The sequence below is a fragment of the Rhizobium rosettiformans genome (assembly GCF_016806065.1).
Classification (GTDB): Bacteria; Pseudomonadota; Alphaproteobacteria; order Rhizobiales; family Rhizobiaceae; genus Allorhizobium.
Map to the genome: position 1 here is coordinate 2,260,730 of NZ_CP032405.1, position 21,215 is coordinate 2,281,944.

A 21,215-nucleotide genomic window follows, 5' to 3' on the forward strand; every position below is an offset into this window, starting at 1 on the left:
CTGTGATCGACTGGAGCCACCACCTCATCGTCACGCCGATCCTCTTGCCGATGATGACGGCAGCGATCCTGCTGTTCATCGACGAACGCAACAGGACGACCAAGGCGCTGGTCAGCCTGACGGCGACGGTTCTCCTGCTCGCGAATGCGCTCGTTCTCTTCCTGATCGAGAGCGGACCGAACAGTTTCGACAATGTCTATCTGCTCGGCAACTGGGCCGCCCCCTTCGGCGTCGTGCTCGTCATCGACGGGCTTTCGGCGATGATGCTGTTGCTGACCGCGGTCCTCGCCATCGCGGCCTTGGTCTTCTCAATGGCCAAGTGGCATGCCGTCGGAGCCCATTTCCACACCCTGTTCCAGCTCTTGCTGGTCGGCGTCAACGGCGCGCTGCTGACCGGCGACCTGTTCAATCTCTTCGTCTTCTTCGAAGTCATGCTGGCAGCCTCTTATGGATTGCTGCTGCACGGCACGGGCACGCTGCGCGTCAAGTCCGGGCTCCACTACATCGCCGTCAATCTGGTCGCTGCCCTCTTCTTCCTGATCGGGGTCAGCCTCGTCTACGGAACCGCCGGCACGCTGAACATGGCCGACCTTGCCCTGCGCATGCCGGAAATGGAGCCGGACCGCCTGATCCTGATGGAAGCTGGCGCTGCGGTGCTGGGCGTCGCCTTCCTGATCAAAGTCGGCATGTGGCCACTCTGCTTCTGGCTGCCGACCGCCTACAGTGCTGCTTCCGCCCCGGTGGCGGGCATGTTCGCAATCCTCAGCAAGGTCGGCATCTATGTCATCCTGCGCCTGACCATGCTTCTCTTCGGTGATGGTCCCTCGGCCGGTTTCGGGGCGGAGGTCCTGCTGCTCGGCGGCATGGCGACGCTCGTCTTCGGAACCATCGGCGTGCTTGCATCCCAGGCCCTGGGGCGTCTCGCCGCCTATTCGGTCCTCGTCTCGTCGGGCACGCTCTTGATGGTGCTCGGCATCAATGACGGCGTCGTCTCCTCCGGCGCCCTGCTTTATCTCGTCAGTTCCACCCTGACGATCAGCGCCTTCTTCATGCTGATCGAACTGGTGGAGCGCGGACAGGATGCCGGCGCCAACGTCCTGGCGGTGACGATGGAGGCTTATGGTGACGGCGAGGAGGCCGATATCGAGGATGGCGAGGGCACGACCATGCCCGGGACCATGGCGATCCTCGGGATCTGCTTTGCCGCCTGCGGCATTCTGCTTGCCGGCCTGCCGCCGCTTTCGGGTTTCATCGCCAAGTTCGCCATGCTGTCTGCCATGATGGGCACGGGCTCGATCGGCACGACGCCCGATATCGCCGTCTGGACCCTGATCGTGCTGGTCATTCTCTCAGGCGTCGCGGCCCTGATCTCCATGACCCGTGCGGGCATACGCACCTTCTGGGGATCGATCGAAGGGGCCGTGCCACGGGTGCTCGTGGTGGAACTCGTTCCTGTGATGTTACTGCTGTCGATCACGCTGGGTCTGACCATCAAGGCAGGACCGGCGATGACCTATATGGACACGACAATCCGGACACTCTCCAACCCGTCCGCCTATGTCGATGCGGTCCGCAACGCCTATGTGGTACAGGACGAGAGCCCTTCCGGCACGAAAGCTGAGGGAGGAAGCACGCCATGATCCCTCATCCGCTTCTCAGCCTTGCACTCTTGCTGATGTGGCTGCTGCTCAACGATTTCACCCTTGGTCATCTGCTGCTCGGATCGGTCGTGGCAATCTTCGGCGGCTGGGCCATGGCTTCGCTCAGGCCCGATAAGCCGAAGATGAAGAAGTGGTATCTGCTGCCCAAGCTTTTTCTGATCGTCTTCGTCGACATCATCCGCTCGAATGCCGCCGTCGCCCTGCTGATGATCAGCGGCAAGCGCCGGAAACAGACCTCGGGCTTCATCACGGTCCCTCTCGAAATCGAGCATCCGACCGCGCTTGCCATCATGGCCGTCATCCTGACCAGTACGCCGGGCTCGGCCTGGCTTGCCTACGACGAACGCAGGAAGACCGTCCTGATCCATGTTCTCGACCTGATCGACGAGGAGCAATGGATCGAAAACATCAAGCATCGCTACGAACGCCTGCTGCTGGAGATCATTGAATGAGTGCCATCATTCTTTTCACCGCCGTCTCGATTGCCACGGTGTTGCTCGGGCTCGCCCTGATCATCGCGGCCGTGCGCATCTTCATCGGCCCGCGTGCCCAGGACCGCATCCTCGCCCTCGATGCATGTTATGTGATCGCCATGCTGATGCTCGTCACCTTTGGGATCGGCAGTGGCCGCTCGGTCTATTTTGAGGCGGCCCTGGTGATCAGCCTCCTGGGCTTCGTGGCAACCGTGGCGCTGGCCAAATTCCTCATGCGCGGTGAGGTGATCGAGTGACCATGCCAGTCTCCGATCTTCCTCTGTGGGTGGTGATCGCGGTCTCCACCTTTCTGCTCCTCGGCTCGGGCCTGACGCTGCTCGGTGCCATCGGGCTGTTGCGCCTGCCTACCTTCTATCAGCGGATTCACGCGCCGACCCTCGGCACGAGTTGGGGCACGGGCGCAATCATGCTGGCCTCGATCCTCTATTTCTCGATCGTCGGCTCGCGCGCCGTTTTGCACGAGATCCTGATCGGTGTCTTTGTGACGCTGACGACCCCGGTCACCCTCATCCTGCTGGCGAGGGCAGCGCTGCACCGCGACCGCACCGAAGGCAATACGTCCGTTCCTTCGGCCAATCCGCCGCAAGACCAGCCCTGACCCTCGCGGAGAGGGGGCGGGCTCCGCTGCTTCCGTCGAAAGTCCCTTTGGGAGCTCCGAACACAGCACTTGTGATCAGTTATTATAGTTGATAGTTCCATTCATCTTTTGGAGGCGGTCGCGTCTTGCGATCCGATCCCCCTTGTTTGGAACTTCACATGCGCCTGTTCTTCATTGCGGTCCTCTCGCTGTTTTGCCTTTCCGGCCCTTCGGCCGCACAAGACCCCGGTTGGGACCCGCGCATTGCGACCGGGACGCTCGACAACGGCCTGCGCTACTTCCTCCATGACAGCGGCAAGGAGGCCGACCCCTTCAACATTCGCCTGATCGTGCATGCAGGCTCTGTCGACGAACCTGTGCCGAGCGGGATTGCCCATATCCTAGAACACATGGTGTTCCAGACGAACGCGGCGCGCGGGCGCTCCATGCACGAGGAAATCGAGGCGCTCGGCTGGCGGACCGGGGTGCAGATCAATGCGGTGACGCGGGAGGCGGAGACACAGTTCATGCTGCGCACCCGCCCTGATGATGCGCTCGACCTCGCGGGATCGCTGCAGTTCATGGCCGATCTGGTGATGAAGCCGGCACTGGAGGCTGAGGACTGGGAGAAAGAACGCTTTGTCATTCTCGAAGAACTGCGTCAGACAGTAAGCGTCGCAGACCGGGTCAGCCGCCTGAAGAAGGCCGCCCTGCGCGCGGGCTCGCGGTATGTCGACCGGCCGACAATCGGCACGCATGCCGGCATATCGCGCACCTCGATCGAGGAGATCCGCAGCTTTTACGAAAGCTTCTATCGCGCCTCCAACATGACGCTGATCGTCTCCGGCCGTATCGACAAGGAAGCGGCACGTAAGGCCCTTGAGAGGGCCTTCGGTGCGGCACCGAGGCTGCCCGCACCGGAGCGCGACTACCGTATCTTGCCCCTGAAGCAGGGTCTGAACGTCAACTTGGTCCAGGACGAGCAAGGCTCGAGCTCGCAAGTGACCTATGCCCTGCGGCTCCCCATGCCGAACCGGCTGACGGATGCGGGCCAGATCGCCTATCTGCAGCAGTATTTCCTGACGCGGCTGATCCGCGACGCCGTGCAGGCTGAGGCACCGTATCATGCGGCGGTCACTGACAGCCTTGGCTTTGCGGCGCAGGAAACGACCGAGGAGCGGCTGATCCTCGCTTTTAACGCCCGCACCGACAACCACGCAGCTGCTATACCCGTTCTGATGGAAACAGTCGAACGGCTGCGGCGTGACGGTGTGGCGCGCGACGGGTTTGAAAGCCTGATGACGCGCGCCCGAGCCATCAACGAGAACAACAGAAAAGCAGCCGAGAACCGAACCTATGCGGAATGGGAGGACCGGATCGCCTCTGCGGTTCTGACCGGCTCGGTCGTCGATGATCCCGCAACCCGCACGACCCGCACGGCCGCTCTCCTCAATCGCATCGCGTTCGAGGGTCTCAATACGCGCCTGCGGGAGATGCTGGCAGCCGAGGATCAGGTCCTGTTCTACCAGGTGCCGGGCGGCGTTTCGGTGACGCTGCCGACGGTTGCCACCGTGGAAGCGGAACGCGCGCGCTGGGCGGCCATGGCTGACCTTCCGCCACGCCAGCCACGGACACCAGAACCTGAGATTGCGACCGCCGCACCCGTATGGCCAGCCGATCGACAGGTGGCTCGATCCGGCCGCATCTCCGCCGAGCGCCGCATCGGAAATCCCGATGTCATCGAATGGACGCTGTCGAACGGGGACGCGGTGGTCTGGCTGGTGCGGGATACGCCGGATGGCAAGGTCTATCTCTCGGGCCAATCGCGTCCTGGCTACAGGAATAGCCTCTTCGACAGCCAGGCCTCCCAGGCGGCGGTCCAGCTTTTTGATCAGAGTGGCTTCACCTTCTGGAGCCAGACCGAACACGATCTCTGGGTAAAGGAGCAGACGCGGCAGTGGAGCATCGCGCTCAAGGAAGGCGATCTCGACGCCGGCATCGCTGCGGCCCCGGGCGATCTCCCGGCCCGCCTTGAGACCTATGCCGCAATCATTGCTTTCGGCGGCGTAAGGCCGGAAGCCGTCGAGGCCCTGCACGCGCAGATAAACGACCAACGTCCGGATGAGGTTGCCACTCGGCGCACCGAACTGCTTTACGGCGAAGCAGGTGCCGTCGATACCTTGCAGGACCTGAAGCAGGTGGATGCGGAAGAGTTGAGCCAAATCGCCCGCACCCACTTTCTCCAACCGGTGACCTGGTATGCCGTCGGCCCCGAGCCCGGCTCTGAGATCCGCGACAGCTTCGCCTCCGTGATCGGCGCCGTCCCGCGTGCGGCCTCGATGACGACGGAGGTTGCCCTGCAAAGGGCCGGGCGGCATGCGGCACAGGTCGAAGTCTTTCCTGACGATCGCGCTCGCGTCGAGATTTCCTTCTTCGCCGGGCTCGATTGGACGCCCGAGGCAAGCTTCGTCATCTCGACGCTGACACCGATTGCCCAGCAGAACCTGAAAAAGGAACTGCGCAATGTTCTCGGTGGCATCTACAGCCTCGAATTCGAGCTGCAGGCCGATCCCGATCAGGACCGTGTTCTCGGCACGCTCGCCTTTTACTGCGCGCCGGAACGCACGGAGGAACTGACGCAAGCCGCTTTTGCCGTACTCGATCGCATGCCGGAGATTGCCAGACAGGCGGATGTGGAGAAGATCCGGTCTGACATTGCCTTTGCCGAGGGTAGTCGTCTGACTGATCCCAACACCTGGCTGCGCCGCCTTGTTCTCAGCCACCGCCGCTACGGCGACGCTGGCTATCTGCGGCGCATGCAGGGTCTCGGCGAGCGGGTCACGGCGCAAAGGCTTGTCGCTCATGCGAAGCATATCTTCCGCACCGGGAATGTCGCTGTCCTCACCAAGTTGCCGCTTGGCGCAGCCGCCATGGCGGAACGCGAAGTAGAATGACGGGGGTGAAGGCTCTGGCGGAGCCATTGCGCGCTTGGCCGTGGCCGGCGTCTGCGCTCGTGTGCTTCGGCAAGGGCTCACAATGACCGGCGACACCCAGAGATTGGACGACGCCTTTCTCGGCATGCGGCAGTCGCTCTACCGGGCGATCCTGCGTATTGTGCGCGACGCGGCCGAGGCCGAGGAGTTGACGCACGACGCCTACCTGAGAGCGCGCCGGGCGTTCGACCAGGGCACGCCTGGCAATATCGAGGCCTTTCTCTGGCAGACCGCTCGCAATCTCGCCCTCGATCATCTTCGCCGGCGCAAGGTGCGGGCCCTGCATGAGGAGCAGGAATTCCAGGCGGCGGATACCGTTGTTGTCGCCGATCCACAGCCGAGCATCGAGGATCAGGCCATCCAGCGCGACCTGGTCAAGGCCTTCAATCGAGCCCTGCTGACGCTTCCGCCGCGCGCCCGTTCGGCCTGGTGCCTCAACCGGCTGGAAGGCCTCGCCTATCCCGAGATCGCCAAAAGGCTGGGCGTGTCGCCCAACACCGTGTTCAACGACATGAAGATGGCCATGGCCGTCCTCATGGAAATCCGGGAGAAGATGGAGCGATGAGCCGCGTGCACGGGCGCGAATCTGCAATTTTTGGGAGGAGAACTGATTTGAAACGTCATCTATTAACATGCACCATTTCCGCGGAAGACCGTCATGCACGCAGTGACTGACAACGAGGATCAAGCGCGCTATCGGCATCCGGAGCCGGTCGTAGACCAGGCGCTCGAATGGGTGTTGAAGCGTCAGGCGGGGGAGGTCGACCAGGAGGCGCTCAATGCCTGGCTGGCCGAAGGTGCGGACAGGGGCGCGGCCTTGGCGCGGGTGCTGGCGCTCTATGAATGTCCCGCATTGACCGTGGCTTCCGCCCAGACGGCGACGGCATCGCTGCTGCCGGTCGAGGCCATCAGACACTCGCCGGCTATCACCCGGCGCTCTCCGCATCTGTCGCTCGCGCTCGCGGCCTCGATCACCGCCGCCATCGTCGTGCCGCTGATTGGAAGCGACTGGCTGCTCGGCTTGCAGGCCGACTATCGGACCGCTGCCGGCGAGATCGTCGCGGTCGATCTGCCCGACGGCTCCCGCATGCAGATGAACAGCCAGACGGCAGTGCGCCTCGATTTCGAAAATGGCAGGCGGGCCGTGCGGCTTCTCGAGGGTGAGGCCTATTTCGAGGTGGCGCATGACGCTGCCCGGCCGTTCAGCGTGACAGGGGCCTATGGCACTGTGACGGTGACCGGTACGGCATTCGACGTGGCGCGCGGTGATGCAGAAGACGTCGTGCATCTGGCAAGCGGTCGCGTTGTCTTGACCCGCGATGGCGAGCAATCGAGCCCGGTTGCCATGACGCCAGGCCAGACGGCGGCCGTCGATCGCACACGGATCTCATTCCTTCCTCAGGGAGACGATGAAAGCCGGCTTGCCTGGCGCGAAGGCTGGATCCAGCTTTCCGCCATTCCCTTGCGGGACGCCCTCGTCGAGATCGGACGCCATACGGATCTCACCATTATCACCCTGCCGGCCGCTGCCCTTGAAACCCCCGTCAGCGGCAGCTTCCGCATCTCCGAGGCGGATGCCGCACTCGACAGCGTCGCAACCGCTGCAGGGGCACGCATCGAGCGATTGCCGGGCGGCATCTTATTCATTCGCTAAAGTCTCAGGTTTTTTTGTGAGACCGGCCGAGCTGACACGTCATCTCCATCAGAGCCGACGCGCATGATGCGCGGCGGCGGGGTGACAACAGGGTGAGAAGGGCTTCCGGCCCGGGATCAAGATGGCAGAGCGTAGAGTATCTCTCGGCAAGCGCAGGTTTGCCATGTTCATGGTGTCCACAGCACTGGTTTCGGCTTTGGCCGGTGTATTTGAGGTTCGAGCGCAGGATGCCGGGACAAGTCCGACGACGAATGCTCCCCGGGCGATCTCGATCCCTGCGCAGCCGCTCGATGCAGCCCTCAGGGCCTTCACGCGTCAGACGGGCTGGCAGGTCGGCTATGCCGCAGCCCTCGTGTCTGGACGGACTTCAGCGGCCGTCGCCGGTGAAACCGATCCTCTCGTCGCACTGCGCGCCCTCACCGCCGGTGCCGGCATCGAAATCCGCGTGACCGGCGCCCGCACCGCATCGCTGGTTGCCGAAGGCACGATCGACGAAGCCGCTGCCGCCGGCACGACCGTTCTTGAGGAAATCACGGTGTCGTCCTCCGGCGGCGGCGTGAAACTCGGAACCGAGAGCGCGGCAGATACGGGCACCACCGTGATGGATTCGACCCAGGTCGGAATTCGCACGAGCAGCGGGGATGCCAACAGCTTCCTGCGCGGTTTGCCGAACGTGCAGTATCAGGACGATACTAACGAGAATGCGGGCGTTGAGAGCCAGGCACTCCTCAACACCAAGCCGCAGGAAGTCTCGATTTCTGGGGGGCGAACCTATGAGAACAACTTCATCCTGAACGGTATCGGCATCAACACGATCACGGGAACTGAGGAGCCTTACAACACCGGCAACCGCGGCGAACTGTCTGACGATGACACGGCCTATAATGCCGACCGCATCTACGGCTTGCATTCGCAGACAGTGTTCGTACCCACGGATTTTGTTCAATCCGCAACGGTCATCGACAGCAATGCGTCGGCCCGTTACGGAGCCTTCCAGGGCGGCGTCGTCGAATACAAGCTGATGGAGCCCGCGACCGACAGGCTGAGAGCATTGGCCTCGGTGGAATACGAGAGTGATGACCTCGTAAAATACAATCTCGCGACCGAGGACGGTCTCAATCCGAATGCCATAGGTGAGCCGGAATTCTACAAGAAGAAGAAAGCCTTCTCGGTCACCGGTCCGATCACGGACAATATCGCCGTCATCGGCCAGTACAGCGTGACGGATGCCTGGACCAACAAGGCGAAGAACTACATCTATGGCGAAGAGCTTGTGCAGTCGGAGTCCAAGAACGAGTTCTACCGGTTCCAGGCCAATGCAGAGACGGACTTCGGCTTGTTCAAGCTGGAAGGCATTCACACCGATTACTATCAGGATTTCGAGTCGGACAATTATCGGGCACTTGAGATTGACACTGCGACCCGGACCTATGCAGGCAAGCTCGAGAACTTGTACGAGTTGGAGGATTTTTCGCTCGGTGGCGTAGCGCTTTCCAACGTTTCTCTGACCAGCAAGATCACGGCTTCGAAATCCGACGCACTCAACCTCGGTGGCGACAACACGATCCGAAACTGGATCTCGACCTACTGGCGTACGATCTCGGGGACGAGAACCAAGGTCTTCGAATCGAGCATGCTCGACTGGTGCCGCGTCGATCCGACCTCGACTACAACCACATCTTGCCGGGAAGGCGGAATGGGCAAGGAGCGCGGTCAGGGCCAGGAAAGCTACACCTGGTCCCAGGCGCTGGCGGGAGATGTCTGGAATGGTACTTTCCAGACCGGCTACGAGTTCGGCTATACTGAGGCTCACCGTTGGCGGGCAGAAGACTACGTCAGCTACACCTACAACGTCGCTCAGGCCTATACGGCCTTGAGGGCTGCGAACATATCGACCTTTACCTGCAACACAACGGAAGAGTGCTACGGCGAACAGTTTGCGTATAGCAAGACGGTCCATAAGGCATTTGATATTCAGGCGCAGATCATGCAGGCAAATGCCTACCTGCAGTTCGATCAGACCTTCGACTGGCTAAAGATCCGTCCCGGCATCCGTATCGACTATGACGATTACCAGGGCAACCTGAACATATCTCCGCGTTTCGTGGCAACGGTAACGCCAATAGAGGATTTCAGCATTTCCGGTGGTTTCAACCGATACTACGACGCTGCCAATCTTTCTTACGCAATTCGTAACCAGCAACCGCGCATCACGACCTTCTCCAGGACGCCGAGCTCCACAGGTGTTGTCGGCGATTTCACCACGACGCCGACGCAAACCTATTACACCCTTGATGCGGCGGATCTGAAGACGCCTTACACAGACGAGTTCACTGCCGCGATCAACTTCACCGATCCTTTGACCGATGGCGATTGGCGCTTTCGCTATCTGCACCGTAGTTCTCGTGACCAGTATTCGTCGCAGACGCCTACAAATACGTCCTACGTGCTGACCAACAATGCCAAGGGCTCGTACGATTCCTTCACGGCCGAATATGCCAAGGAACTGCCGACGGCTTCCTGGAACCCGGCGGACAACTCTCTTCTTGCCGCCTCGATTACTTGGGCAGACAAAAATGTCTCAGCCGACAGCTACTTCTTCGACGAGGAGGATCTGGAAAACCGGATTTCGTACAAGGGAACATCCTACACACAGGCCGGCTTCAAAGCCGTCACCGGCAACATGGACATTCCGCTGCGCGCCCAGGTCGGTCTTTCCGGCAGTTTCTTCGACGAGCGGCTGACGCTTGGGCTCTCCGCCAACTACAACTTCGCATATGAAGGCGTCGAGGACACCGATGACATCGAGAGCATAGATGGAGTGCTGCACGACATCTGGGATGACAAGGCTTTCGCTGCCGTGCTGACCGTCGATTTGAGTGGCTCTTACAAGTTCGCGTCCGTGGACGACCATGGAATGACCCTGAACTTCAAGGTCGTCAATCTCTTCAACGAGCTTGGCAACGCAAAGTCATCCAACGGCAATCCCTGGGTCATCGGCCGCACTCTCTGGGTGGGCGCCTCTGCGGAGTTTTGAGCCGCGGTCGACGTATTGAACAGTGCCGCGACCCACGCAGCGCGGCACTGCATCTTCGACCCGTCGCGTTTTCGATTACGCCGGACGCCTCAGTTGTCGTCGGGGCTGATGTTCAGGCGTCGCATCTTTTCCCACAATGTCGTTCGCGACACGCCTAGCGCTTCGGCGGCTTCCTTGGGCGATCCGTCCGCGCGCGCCAGTGCCGCCTTGATGTGAGCCCGCTCGGCGGCGTCACGCACGTCCGCGAGTGTGGCATTCACGTCTGGAGTGCTGCCAAGACCCGTGTCCGTTGCGACCAGACCTTCGGGAAACAGCTCCGCCTCGGACAAGACATGACCGTCACCCATGGCAACGGCGCGGTCGACGCGGTTGATCAGTTCGCGGATGTTTCCAGGCCAGCGGTGGCGCTTGGCAGCCTCATGTGCCGCTGCGTCAACGACGATATTGCCGTGACCAAGCCTCGCTGCTGCGGCAGATGCAAAGCTTTCGAGCAGTGACGGCAGCTCTTCCTGTCTTTCTCTGAGTGGCGGCAGCTTGCAGGCAATGACATTGATGCGAAACCAGAGATCTTCGCGGAACTGGCCCTCGGCCACCATGGCGCCGAGATCCTTGTTGGTGGCGCAGACGAGGCGTGCTCCGAATTTGCGGGTCTCGCTTCCGCCGAGCCGACGGAACTCCCTCGTTTCCAGAACGCGCAGCAACTTCACCTGCAGGACAGGGGACAGGTCACCAATCTCGTCCAAAAACAGTGTGCCCTCGTCCGCCTCTTCGAAAAAGCCGCGATGCATGCCCGAGGCACCGGTAAAAGAGCCGCGCTCGTGACCGAAAAGCAGCGAGTCCGCGAGCTCTGCCGGCAAAGCTCCGCAATTGACGGGGACAAAGGGCAGGGTCTTGCGCGATCCGGCCTCATGCACATAGCGAGCCGCGACTTCCTTGCCCGTTCCCGTCTCTCCGAGGATCAGAACCGGAAGATCGATGTCTGCGGCACGCATCAATGTCGCGCCGATCTTGCGCATCGCATCGCTGCCGGAAAACGCAGCACCGACCTGTGGCCCGCTGCTCGTGCGGCGGCTGATACCCTGCAAGGTCTCGACAAGCCTGTCGAGATCGAAGGGTTTACTGACGTAGTCGACCGCGCCGTCCCGCACCAGCCGAACGGCCTGGTCGATGTCGCCATAGGCCGTCATGAAGATGACTGGCACCAGTCCGAAACGTTCGAAATGCCGGCGCATGATGGTCTCGCCGTCGCCATCCGGCAGTCGGATATCCGAGAGGATGATGTCGGGTGCCGCACCCTTGAGCGCTGCATCGGCTTCAGCTGCCGAACGCGCCCATCTGACGGTGAAGCCTTCCAGGACCAGCCTCTGTTGCAGCGACAGGCCAAGCGTCGCATCGTCCTCGACCACCAGTATGCGACCTGCCGTCATGATGTCATGTCTCCGCTCCGCCCTTCTGCGCCGTCACCAGCGTCAGCTGGACATTGGTTCCCGTGCTGTCGCTGCGGATCGACAAATCGGCTCCCATTCGCTCCACCAGGGAGGCCACGATCCAGATCCCGATGCTGCGCTCCACGGGGATGTCGTTGACACGGCCGGAAATCATCGCGGCGACGATCTCGGGCGGCATCCCCGGTCCCTCGTCGGCGACGCTGAGCACCACCGTCTGGGCATCCTTGCGCGTGAGAGAAACGGTGACAGTCGATCCGGGCGGCGAGGCCCTGACCGCATTCAGCATCAGGTTGATCAGGATCTGGCGCAGGGCATCGACGTCGACCCAGAATTCGGTCGGCTCCTCGAAGGTCCAGGCAAGCCCAACGCCGGCACGGCCGGCTTCCGGAGCGATCAAGATCTCGAGGTCGCGAATGTCCTGGGCCGTGATCATTCTGGATCCGGACCGCCGGCGATAGGTGGAAAGCGTCACGTCGACCACGCGACCGATGCTGTCGAGCCCGTTCTCCAGAAATGCCAGCGTTTCCTTTCGCACATCCTCTCGGTCGCCGAAGCGCTTCAGCGTGGATATGCCGTTCTTCAGTCCGGCCAGCGGATTGCGCACCTCATGCGCGATGCTGGCCGCCATGCGTGCCAGCAGCCCGTCACGTTCCTGCTGTGCCATCTGTTCGAGGATGGTGACCCTTTGGGCTTCCGATTGTTCGCGCATCGCCAGAGCCGCTTCCAGCTGGCGCAATTCGTTGCCGCGGCGCCAGTCGGCCCCATTCGTCGAGGAGCCCGCCGCATCCGCCAGTCGGTCAATGAACCCGTCGAGCGGTTTGAGCGAGCGCCTTGTCACGGCGTAAGCCGCAGCCGCAGCGATGATGGCCACAAGGATATCGATGCCCAGTGCGGCGTTGGACGCTGCATCGCTGGCGGCCTCGAGCGGCTGCGTGTCGAATGTCGCGGCGAGATAAAGACGCCCCTCGGCCATTCCATAACTGCGTGCAACCAGAAGAACGGATCTGTCCGGAACCAGCTGCGCGCTGACATCGTCGGGGTCGCTGGCTTGCGCCTCGGTCAAGGCGGCGTCGAGGAGATCCCCATCGCTCTCGGCGAGCGCCACCGTGATCGCCTGTCCGGATGGGTCGGTCCAGCGTGCGGCGATGCTTTCTTCGAGAAGCGCGGTGCGAAACTCGAGCGACGCTGCCAATGTCCGCTGCACAGATTGCCGAGCATCGGTCTCCTTGATTTCGGCCGCGATGTTGCCGGCGACGGCATCGAGGAAAACCAGCGCCTGATCGCGCAGACCCGTCTCGTTGCTCGACCGCAGAGCCATGATGCCGATCTGCGTCGTGCCGACCGCCACCAGGAACATCGCGACTGCCACGAACAGTGGCAGCGCGACGGAGAGAGGCAGTTTGGGACGCGAAAGTGAGGACATGCAGATTGATTAGACCAAGTCGCGCTTTGCCTGCCAGCACTTAATTCTCGAGCGAGCCCTCAACGTTCCATGATCAGGACTTCACCTGCCATGTCCGGTGTGATGCGGTTCAGCCAGGGCGCGCCAAACCAGTTCGTTCGCAGCGGCCGTGGTGTTCGGCCCAGGACGACGGCGCGCAGACCGACGATGCCGGGCGGTATGCCGCAGACGCTGTCCGGCGCGGCATGACGCGTGTAGCCGCAGCCGAAACGATCGGCGACCTCGGCCACACCGCTATCCTTGATCTGCGTCTCCGCAACATGGACGATGTCCGTCACCTCCCAGAGATTGTTGAGAAGTGCCCATTCCACGAGCGGGGCCAGGTGATCTTCGCCGCAGTCGCGCACCACGAGCGTGCGTGCCGTGTCGGGCAATGGTGTCTTGCCGACGAAGAGCACCGGACCGCCATGGCAGCTCGGCAGACGCAATAGACCATCCGGATCCCAGGTCGTGCGGTCCATCCGGGCTTCGACCTGATGATGGAACCAGCCCTGGCAGGGCAGAACGAGGAGGGTCTGGCCCGGTTGCGTCTCACAGCGGAGAATGGCTTCGGGATCGCCTTCATCATAGTGCAGGATCGAAGCCACGTCCGTTCCTGCGGTGGCGGATTTGAGATCGCTGATCGCGTCGCTCGCTCGCTCCCGGATCAACCGGCGCAGTCGGGCCTGATCGGCTGCGGCATGGATCGCATGCGTGTCGATGATGGTGTAGGCCGAAAGGCTCGCCCCGCTTCTCTTCGCGATTGCGCCCGCGCGTTCCGCAACATGAGCGACCTGCCCGTCGATGACGGCGAACCGGACGGCCTCGAGCGCCGGCAGCACCGGCATGTCGTTGCGCGGCGCCGGTTTCGGCTGGGGCGCCTTGTCCCTGTTGTCGGTGGCCTGCACTTTCGGAGCCACGGAGATCCAGTCGCTCCGCTTGCCGAGCGATTGGTCGGCTCGTGTCAGCACACCGTCAAGGGCGTCATCGCCCGAGAGGGTCAGCTGCGCACCCGAGACATAGGCGGCGCGACCGAGCAGATGGCCGGCGACCGGCACGGTGAGCAGCAGGAAGACGACGGTCAGGATACCCATTACCGTAGCGTCCAGCGCTCCATGGGCGATGACACTGCCGATGATCACCAGGCCTGCGCCCAGGGTTCCCGCTTTTGTGGCGGCATGCATTCGCTGAAACGGATCGGCAAGCTTGATGACGCCGAGAGCGGCGATGCAGAGAAACACCACGCCGGCAAGCTTGAACAGAATAGACAGGATTGCGAGCATCACGCATCCTCCTTTTTCTTCTCGAGAAGAGCAGACAGCGAACACGTCGCCAGGAAACCGATCAACGCGATCCCGAAAGCGACGTCGAGGAACTCACGTCGGCCGGTAACGATCATCGTCAAGGCGGCGATCGCGACGGCAATGCCGGTCAGCATGTCCAGCGCAATGAAGCGGTCGGCATAGCCGGGCCCGGTCACCATGCGAACGGCGGCAAGCAGCAGCGGTACCATCAGGACGGCGATCATGATGGCGGCGAATGTTGATAGAAACCCATCCAAAAGCGCAATCATCCTTCGATCTCCTTTATGCGTGTCTCGAACGTGTTCTTGATGCTGTCCACCACAGCCTCGGGCTGTGGTGCATCCAGAACGTGAACATAGAGGGTGCTTAGATCCTCGCTGACATGCAGCGAGGTCGTGCCCGGTGTCAGGCTCACGCAGTTTGCAAGCGTCGTAACGCCGGCCCTGCTGCGCAGATCAAGCGGCACGGCGAGGATGGCGGGCTTGAGCTGCGAGCTGTCGCCTAGCACCTGGCGGGCGACGGCAATGGACGAACGGACGAGTTCGCCGATGAAAACCAGTCCCAGTGTCATGGATCTGCCGATACGCGTGACGATGGTCATGGCGACACTCCTGCTGTGGTGTTTTGGTCAATGATGGCGCTGATCAGCTCGGTACGGTTGCCGATGCTGTCGGCGGCGAGGTTTGAGAACGCGACCAGAGGTTCCGGATTGATGCCGATGGCCAGCGTGATGGCTCCAAGCACCACGATGGGCGCCATCATGGCAGCCGGCACACGGCGGACCCGGGTCTTGCGCACGGGCTCTTTCCAGAAGGCCTCGATCCAGATCTTGCTCATCGAGAAGATCGTCAGGAGGCTGACAAAGAGCGCGATGCCTGCCAGCCACGCCTCATCGCCCTGGAAGGAGGCGTCGACCACCATCAGCTTTGCCCAGAAGCCGGAAAGCGGCGGAATGCCCGCCAGAGACAGGGCAGGGATGGCGAAAAGTACCGCCAGCCATGGCGAGGACTTCATCAATCCGCCGGACTTGCGCAGATCGAAGGACCCGGTCGCCCGGTGGATGGCGCCTGCGATGAAGAACAGGTTCGCCTTCACCACGATGTGGTGGATGATGTAGAAGACCGCGCCTGCCATGGCGAGCGGCGTGGCGATCGCGAGGCCGAGCATGATGTAGCCGATCTGGCTGATGATGTGGAACGACAGAATGCGGCGGACATCCCACTGCACGGCCGCACCGAAAACGCCGAACAGCATGGTACCTGCGGCAAACACGCCGATCAGTGGCTTCAGTGTCCCGTTGTCCACTTCGAACAGGAGGGTGAAAACGCGGAAGAGGGCGTAGACCCCGACTTTGGTCAGGAGGCCTGCGAACACAGCGGATACGATGATCGATGCTGTGTGGTAGGAGGCCGGAAGCCAGAAGAACATCGGGAAGAAGCCCGCCTTGATGCCGAAGGCGAGCAAGAACAGCATCGCCGACAGGGTGAGGGCAGCCGACGATTCCGTCTGCGGTAGCACCATGGCCAGATCTGCCATGTTCAAAGTACCGGTCGCGCCGTAGAGCAACCCGATCGCCATCAGGAAGAGGATGGTCGAAAAGAGATTGAGGACGGCATATTTGATCGCCCCGTCGATCTGGGCGCGAGTCCGGTCCAGCGTGATCAGGCCGAGTGTTGCGATCAGCATCACTTCGAACCACACATAGAGGTTGAAAATGTCGCCGGTCAGAAAGGCACCGTTCACGCCGATCATCAAACCGAGGAACAGCGGATAGAAGCCCGCACGGACCTGGCGCTGGCGAAGGTCTGCGACCGAGAAGATCAGGGCGCAGAGCGCCAGAAGGCTGGAGATCACCACCATCGCGACGCTGAAGCGGTCTGCGGCGAATACCACGCCGAAGGGTGGCATCCAGCTGCCGAATACCTTGGTCAGGATGCCGCCTGCCATGACCGCATTGGCGAGGATGAGGGAGGCGCCGAATGTCAGGATCATGACGGTGAGCGCGATGATGCGTTGTACCTCCGGCCGCGAATGAAAAGCGGCAGCCAGCGCCGCGCCGATGAGCGGTAGTATGACGGGCCAGAGGAGAAGCGTGTCAGCCATTGCGGATGGCCTCCTTTTCGAAGGGCGAGCCGAGGTCTTCGGCATCGTTATGCTCGTCGGTAAAGACGGAGCCGAGCGTGTAGTAGGCCTTGAGCACCAAGGCTGCAGCGAACGAGACGAGCGCAAACCCGATGACGATCGCAGTCAGGATGAGTGCCTGGGGCAGGGGATTTGCAGCCCCTTCGCCCAGCGTCTGCGATCCCTGTTCGATGACGGGGGGCGCCGTGAACTGCAGGCCGCCTGCGACGAAGATCAGAAGGTTCGCTGCGGTGGACAGCAGCACGACCCCGAACAGGATGCGCATCACATGGCGCGACAGGAGGAGGTAGATGCCGGCACCCATCTGGGCGGCGACGGCAAACGCGTAGATCAGGCTCACTGTTCTACTCCTTCATAAAAACGGAAAACGAGGGAAAGCACGCCGCCTATGACGACCATGAACACGCCGATATCGAAGGCGGTTGCGGTGCCGAGATGCGTGGAGCCAAGCTCGAACCACCAATGCGTCAGGAACGATCGATCCGAGATGAGGCCGGGGAGGCCGCTGACAAAGGCGAGCACGAGACCCAGGCCGATCAGCACGACCGGGTGGATGATCAGCGCCTTGCGAGCCTTTGCCACGCTGTCGGAGAGAGCAAGCAATGCAAAAGCGAGAGCCGCGAACAGCCCGCCGATGAAGCCGCCGCCCGGTTCGTTATGGCCGCGAAACAGCATGAAGACAGCCGCGCCAAGCAGAAGCACGAAGAACAGGCGGGACATGGTGGAAAAGATGACGGACATGGTCGGTCACTCCTTGTTGCGGGCGGGTTTGAGGGAGCCGCGCAGCAGTCCCCAGGCGGCAATGGTGGCAATGGCGACGACCACGATCTCGCCGAGCGTATCGATGGCGCGGTAGTCGACGAGGATGACGTTCACGACATTGCGGCCATAGGCTTCGAGGTAGCTCGTCTCGCCGAAATAGTCGGACAGGCGCAGGTCAATGGGCGTGACGCCGATGGAGGCAAGCGCGATGAACATCATCCCGGCAAAGCCCACCGCGATCATGCCATCACGCCTGCGCTCGGACAGCGTGCGCGAATGCCGGCGTCGGGACGGCAGCTTTAGAAGTACGGCTGTCATCAGGATCACGATCAGGGTCTCGACCGCCATCTGCGTCAGCGCCAGGTCCGGGGCACCGTTCAGCATGAAGATCACGGCCGAGCCGAAGCCAACGATGCCGACGGAGACAAGACCGGCAATCAGCGAGCGGACGATGATCGTCGCGAAGGCACCGACGACGGTCAGCATCAGGACGAGCGCCACCGAGATACGGATGCTGCCCTCCGAGGCGAGGAAGTCGGCCGATGGTGCAGCCAGGAAGGCGATGGCCAGACCCAGGGTGACCACCAGGACGACTGCTGTGGTGTAGCGATGCTGATCGCCGTTCTGGAGCACCCTCGTCGACAGGCGTGCGGTCGCCAGAACGCCGTTCAGGGCCTTGTGGTAGAAGCGATCGCCGAGGAAGGCATACAGCTTGTCGTAACGACGGAGCGCGTTGTGGATGCGGGTCCACTGGATGACGATGACGGCGCCGATGGCGACGACGAGCATGGACAGCACCAGCATCGGCGTCAGGCCGTGCCAGAGCTTGAACGAAACGTCGACCGGCTGACCGAGCAGTGCCGAGGCGGCCGGACCGATGATCCACTGTCCAGCGGGCGCGGGGATGAGACCGATCAGGATGCCACCGGCTGCGAGCAGCAAGGGTCCTGCCAGAAGGCCTGATGTCTCGCCATGATGGATCTCACGTGTGGTCTCGGACTTGAGGTAGAAGGGTCGGATCGACACGACACCTGCCACGCCGACCATGACGGCATTGACGAGAACCGCAGCCGCGATCGGCAGGATGTTCCAGTCATTGGCGAGCTGCGCCTCGAACAGATATTCCTTCGAGATGAAGCCGACGAAGGGCGGCAAGCCGGCCATCGATAGGCTGGCAAGCACGGCAGCAACGGCGGTGACCGGCAGGAAGCGGGCGAGGCCGGCCAGCTTGTGCAGACGGGTTTCGCCGGTCGCATGGATGGCGGTGCCGGCGCAGAAGAACAGGGCCGCCTTGTAGAGCGCATGGCTGAGGATGAAGCCGACGGTGGCAACAGCGGCCACTTCGCCCGTCAGGCCGATCAGCATCACCAGAATGCCGAGCGAGGCAACGGTGGACTGGGCGAGAACCGCCTTGAAACCTTCGGCACGCAGCGCCTGCAGGGCGGCAATGATCATGGTCAGAGATCCGAAGACCACCAGCGTGTGTCCGAAGCCCGGCATGCCGGCAAACACACCGTCGAAGCGGGCGAGCAGAAAGACGCCGAGCTTCACCATGGTCGCCGAATGCAGATAGGCGGAGGCGGGCGTCGGCGCGGCCATGGCATTGGGCAGCCAGAAATGGAACGGGAACTGCGCGCTCTTGGTGAACGCCCCGATCATGATGAGGATTGCGATCGGGATGGCCCAGGTGCTGGCGACCAGCTCGTTCGAGCGTGCCAGCACTTCCGTGAAGGAGAAGGTGCCGAGCGTCATGCCGATGAGAAGGATGCCGGCAAACAGCGCGAGACCGCCGCCACCGGTGACGATCAGCGACTGTAGAGCCGACTTGCGCGCCGCTTCCTTGTGACCGTCGAAGCCGATGAGGAGGAAGGAGGCGAGGCTCGTCAGCTCCCAGAAGACGAACATGACAATGAGATTGTCCGAGAGCACGGTTCCCAGCATCGCGGTCATGAACAGCATGATGAGGCTGAGGAAGCGTCCGATCTCGCCGCTCGGCTTTTCGGCGAAGTAAGCCCCCGCATAAATCACCACCAGCGTTCCGATGCCGCTGATCAGCAAGCCGAACAGCAATGAAAAGCCGTCCAGACGGAATGCGAGTTCGACGCCGAGCGAGGGCACCCAGGCCAGTTGGGCAATCAGGGCCTGTCCGTCTGCCACCGGCGCGACATGCATGAGTAGCGAGGCGAAGATGAACAGAGGTATGAGGCTCACCACCCAGCCGGTGTATCGCCCGAGCAGCGACGAGGCCGGTTTGGCGATGATTGCCCCGGCCAGTGCGATTAGTATGGTCCACTCAAAGTTCACGGTACGAGTTCCTCTTGTTGTCCACTCTCAGACAGCAAGAGGCGTGCCAGTTTGAAGTCGTATGAAAATCAGTGATTTATGACGCATCGTCCTTTCTGCGTGTTCGGAATTCCGAATAGGGACCTGTCGGAATTCGGAATTCCGAACATGTTTTCCCTCCGGCAAGCGTCCCAATCCGACGACGCATTGCGACAGTGCCGAACCGCCGTCCGGACTTGGTCGAGGGAACCATCTGCCTTCCGAGACAATTCCCCAGACATCAAGCCAGGATGACGAAAGCGGTAATGAAACGGAAGGAACTATCATGACATCCAAGCGTATCATCGCGGTGCTGACCATGGTCGCCTGCGGCGCTGCGGCCTCCCCAGCTCTGGCGCAATCCTCACCATACCCTGGGGACGACCCTGCCGAACTCTTTGGATACGACATCGAGGTCAGTGAAACGGATAGCGAGCGTGTCGCCGAGAACGCTTTGCGGGCCGTGCAGCGGGCGGGAGAAACGGCCGAAGAAATCAAGATGGTCTTCGGGGCCACGCGTTTCGAGTTCGTGGCGCTGAAGCCGGACAGCATGAAAGTTGTCGAGCCGGAACTTGCCAAGAGGCAATCCGACGTGTTGGAGCTGCAGGCAGCCGTCGAGAGCAGCTCCTTGTTCTATACGGCGATGCGAAGCGAGGGCGTCGCGGCAAGCGACGTCATCGGTGCGGATCTCGCAGACGGTGACAGCGGTCTGACGTCCGAAAAACGAGTGACGATCTATCTTGCGCCGTGAAAGGGGATGCGCTACGCGCATCGGCCCTGTTCCGGCAAGTGGGTCGAGCTGTCGGTGGTCGGCCTCACCGCGATTGGCGGTTCCAGAAATGCTGGGCGACCGCAAACAGAAGACCGACCGCGACCGCCGGGACCAGATCATCCAGCATGACGCCCCAACCGGATGGGACTTGCTCGACATAGGCAACCGGCCAGGGTTTTATCCGGTCGAAAAACAGGAAGAGAGCCGCAAACGGCACCAGCATCCGCCAGCCCGCCTGACGGATCAGCGAGGCACCGATCAGGAAAGCCGCTACTTCGTCGATAACAATCCGGCGGTCATCCTTTATGCCGGTCGCCAGATCGATCGCTGACGACACATGGACGCCGAGTGCGAAGATGAGCACGGCAAACACCGGAACCACGAGCCTCGGCAACTTGATCGCCAAGACCAGCAGCGGCAAGAGCGCGAATACCGCAAGCCCCGCACGGAGCGGAACGACCAATCCTGTTCCGAACCAGGTGGCCATCAGCCACTGCCACGTCGGAACCAGACCTGCGCCTAGCGGTTCGAGAACGTAGAATTCGACCATGGGCTCCCCGAAGCGGTTGCCGCGATTGGCGCTTGTCCCCCCGCAGGACGCGAGCGGT

The 21,215-nt window shown here is 61.9% G+C and carries 19 protein-coding genes; 9 read left to right on the plus strand and 10 right to left on the minus strand.

The features are described 5' to 3' along the window. Nucleotides 1-2: 2 nt before the first annotated feature. From D4A92_RS10860 to D4A92_RS10895, 8 genes are all read left to right on the plus strand, one after another. Nucleotides 3-1,640: a monovalent cation/H+ antiporter subunit D gene (locus D4A92_RS10860; RefSeq protein WP_203012907.1), complete on the plus strand. Its 1,638-nt coding sequence runs from the start codon at nucleotides 3-5 to the stop codon at nucleotides 1,638-1,640. Next, nucleotides 1,637-2,113 carry a Na+/H+ antiporter subunit E gene (locus D4A92_RS10865; protein WP_203012908.1) on the plus strand — a complete coding sequence of 159 codons (477 nt, stop codon included), beginning with the start codon at nucleotides 1,637-1,639 and terminating at the stop codon, nucleotides 2,111-2,113. The genes D4A92_RS10860 and D4A92_RS10865 overlap by 4 nt, the downstream gene beginning before the upstream one ends. Then, entirely contained in the window at nucleotides 2,110-2,391 is a 282-nt protein-coding gene (locus D4A92_RS10870; RefSeq protein WP_203012909.1) for a K+/H+ antiporter subunit F, read from the plus strand. The genes D4A92_RS10865 and D4A92_RS10870 overlap by 4 nt, the downstream gene beginning before the upstream one ends. Nucleotides 2,392-2,393: 2 nt before the next feature. Continuing rightward, nucleotides 2,394-2,753 carry a monovalent cation/H(+) antiporter subunit G gene (gene mnhG / locus D4A92_RS10875; protein WP_203012910.1) on the plus strand — a complete coding sequence of 120 codons (360 nt, stop codon included), beginning with the start codon at nucleotides 2,394-2,396 and terminating at the stop codon, nucleotides 2,751-2,753. A gap of 158 nt (nucleotides 2,754-2,911) precedes the next feature. Then, nucleotides 2,912-5,686 (plus strand): M16 family metallopeptidase, encoded by a 2,775-nt coding sequence (locus D4A92_RS10880; RefSeq protein WP_203012912.1) that lies wholly within the window; start codon nucleotides 2,912-2,914, stop codon nucleotides 5,684-5,686. A gap of 82 nt (nucleotides 5,687-5,768) precedes the next feature. Then, nucleotides 5,769-6,290 carry an RNA polymerase sigma factor gene (locus tag D4A92_RS10885; protein ID WP_203012914.1) on the plus strand — a complete coding sequence of 174 codons (522 nt, stop codon included), beginning with the start codon at nucleotides 5,769-5,771 and terminating at the stop codon, nucleotides 6,288-6,290. A gap of 93 nt (nucleotides 6,291-6,383) precedes the next feature. Continuing rightward, the gene (locus tag D4A92_RS10890; protein WP_203012916.1) at nucleotides 6,384-7,379 is read left to right on the plus strand and encodes a FecR family protein; all 996 of its coding nucleotides are present in this window, start codon (nucleotides 6,384-6,386) and stop codon (nucleotides 7,377-7,379) included. A gap of 121 nt (nucleotides 7,380-7,500) precedes the next feature. Beyond that, a complete protein-coding gene (locus D4A92_RS10895) occupies nucleotides 7,501-10,416 on the plus strand; it encodes a TonB-dependent receptor (protein WP_203012919.1) in 2,916 nt (971 codons plus the stop codon). An 89-nt stretch (nucleotides 10,417-10,505) separates the two neighbouring features. On the opposite strand, the gene D4A92_RS10900 is transcribed toward D4A92_RS10895, so the two are convergent. From D4A92_RS10900 to mbhE, 9 genes are read right to left on the minus strand one after another with little or no spacing between them, the layout of a single operon-like run. After that, nucleotides 10,506-11,843: a sigma-54-dependent transcriptional regulator gene (locus tag D4A92_RS10900; RefSeq protein WP_203012923.1), complete on the minus strand. Its 1,338-nt coding sequence runs from the start codon at nucleotides 11,841-11,843 to the stop codon at nucleotides 10,506-10,508. Nucleotides 11,844-11,847: 4 nt separating this feature from the next. After that, entirely contained in the window at nucleotides 11,848-13,287 is a 1,440-nt protein-coding gene (locus D4A92_RS10905; protein ID WP_203012925.1) for a sensor histidine kinase, read from the minus strand. Nucleotides 13,288-13,346: 59 nt separating this feature from the next. Then, on the minus strand, nucleotides 13,347-14,588 hold the full coding sequence (locus D4A92_RS10910) for a monovalent cation/H(+) antiporter subunit G (RefSeq protein WP_203012926.1): 1,242 nt from the start codon (nucleotides 14,586-14,588) through the stop codon (nucleotides 13,347-13,349). Continuing rightward, complete coding sequence (locus tag D4A92_RS10915) at nucleotides 14,588-14,878, minus strand: monovalent cation/H+ antiporter complex subunit F (protein ID WP_054150741.1); 291 nt, start codon at nucleotides 14,876-14,878, stop codon at nucleotides 14,588-14,590. The genes D4A92_RS10910 and D4A92_RS10915 overlap by 1 nt, the downstream gene beginning before the upstream one ends. Continuing rightward, the gene (locus D4A92_RS10920; protein WP_006726496.1) at nucleotides 14,875-15,210 is read right to left on the minus strand and encodes a Na+/H+ antiporter subunit E; all 336 of its coding nucleotides are present in this window, start codon (nucleotides 15,208-15,210) and stop codon (nucleotides 14,875-14,877) included. Before D4A92_RS10920 ends, D4A92_RS10915 begins: the two co-directional genes overlap by 4 nt. Beyond that, complete coding sequence (locus D4A92_RS10925; RefSeq protein WP_203012928.1) at nucleotides 15,207-16,712, minus strand: Na+/H+ antiporter subunit D; 1,506 nt, start codon at nucleotides 16,710-16,712, stop codon at nucleotides 15,207-15,209. Before D4A92_RS10925 ends, D4A92_RS10920 begins: the two co-directional genes overlap by 4 nt. Further along, complete coding sequence (locus D4A92_RS10930; RefSeq protein WP_006726498.1) at nucleotides 16,705-17,091, minus strand: NADH-quinone oxidoreductase subunit K; 387 nt, start codon at nucleotides 17,089-17,091, stop codon at nucleotides 16,705-16,707. The genes D4A92_RS10925 and D4A92_RS10930 overlap by 8 nt, the downstream gene beginning before the upstream one ends. Beyond that, a complete protein-coding gene (locus D4A92_RS10935; protein WP_203012930.1) occupies nucleotides 17,088-17,492 on the minus strand; it encodes an MnhB domain-containing protein in 405 nt (134 codons plus the stop codon). Before D4A92_RS10935 ends, D4A92_RS10930 begins: the two co-directional genes overlap by 4 nt. A gap of 6 nt (nucleotides 17,493-17,498) precedes the next feature. Continuing rightward, entirely contained in the window at nucleotides 17,499-19,817 is a 2,319-nt protein-coding gene (gene mbhE / locus D4A92_RS10940; RefSeq protein ID WP_203012932.1) for a hydrogen gas-evolving membrane-bound hydrogenase subunit E, read from the minus strand. 304 nt (nucleotides 19,818-20,121) lie between these two features. Between mbhE and D4A92_RS10945 the strand changes: the two genes are divergently transcribed. Continuing rightward, nucleotides 20,122-20,586 (plus strand): hypothetical protein, encoded by a 465-nt coding sequence (locus tag D4A92_RS10945; RefSeq protein ID WP_203012934.1) that lies wholly within the window; start codon nucleotides 20,122-20,124, stop codon nucleotides 20,584-20,586. A 64-nt stretch (nucleotides 20,587-20,650) separates the two neighbouring features. Here D4A92_RS10945 and D4A92_RS10950 read toward each other — a convergent pair whose 3' ends face one another. Continuing rightward, a complete protein-coding gene (locus D4A92_RS10950; RefSeq protein ID WP_203012936.1) occupies nucleotides 20,651-21,157 on the minus strand; it encodes a phosphatidylglycerophosphatase A family protein in 507 nt (168 codons plus the stop codon). Nucleotides 21,158-21,215 lie beyond the last annotated feature (58 nt).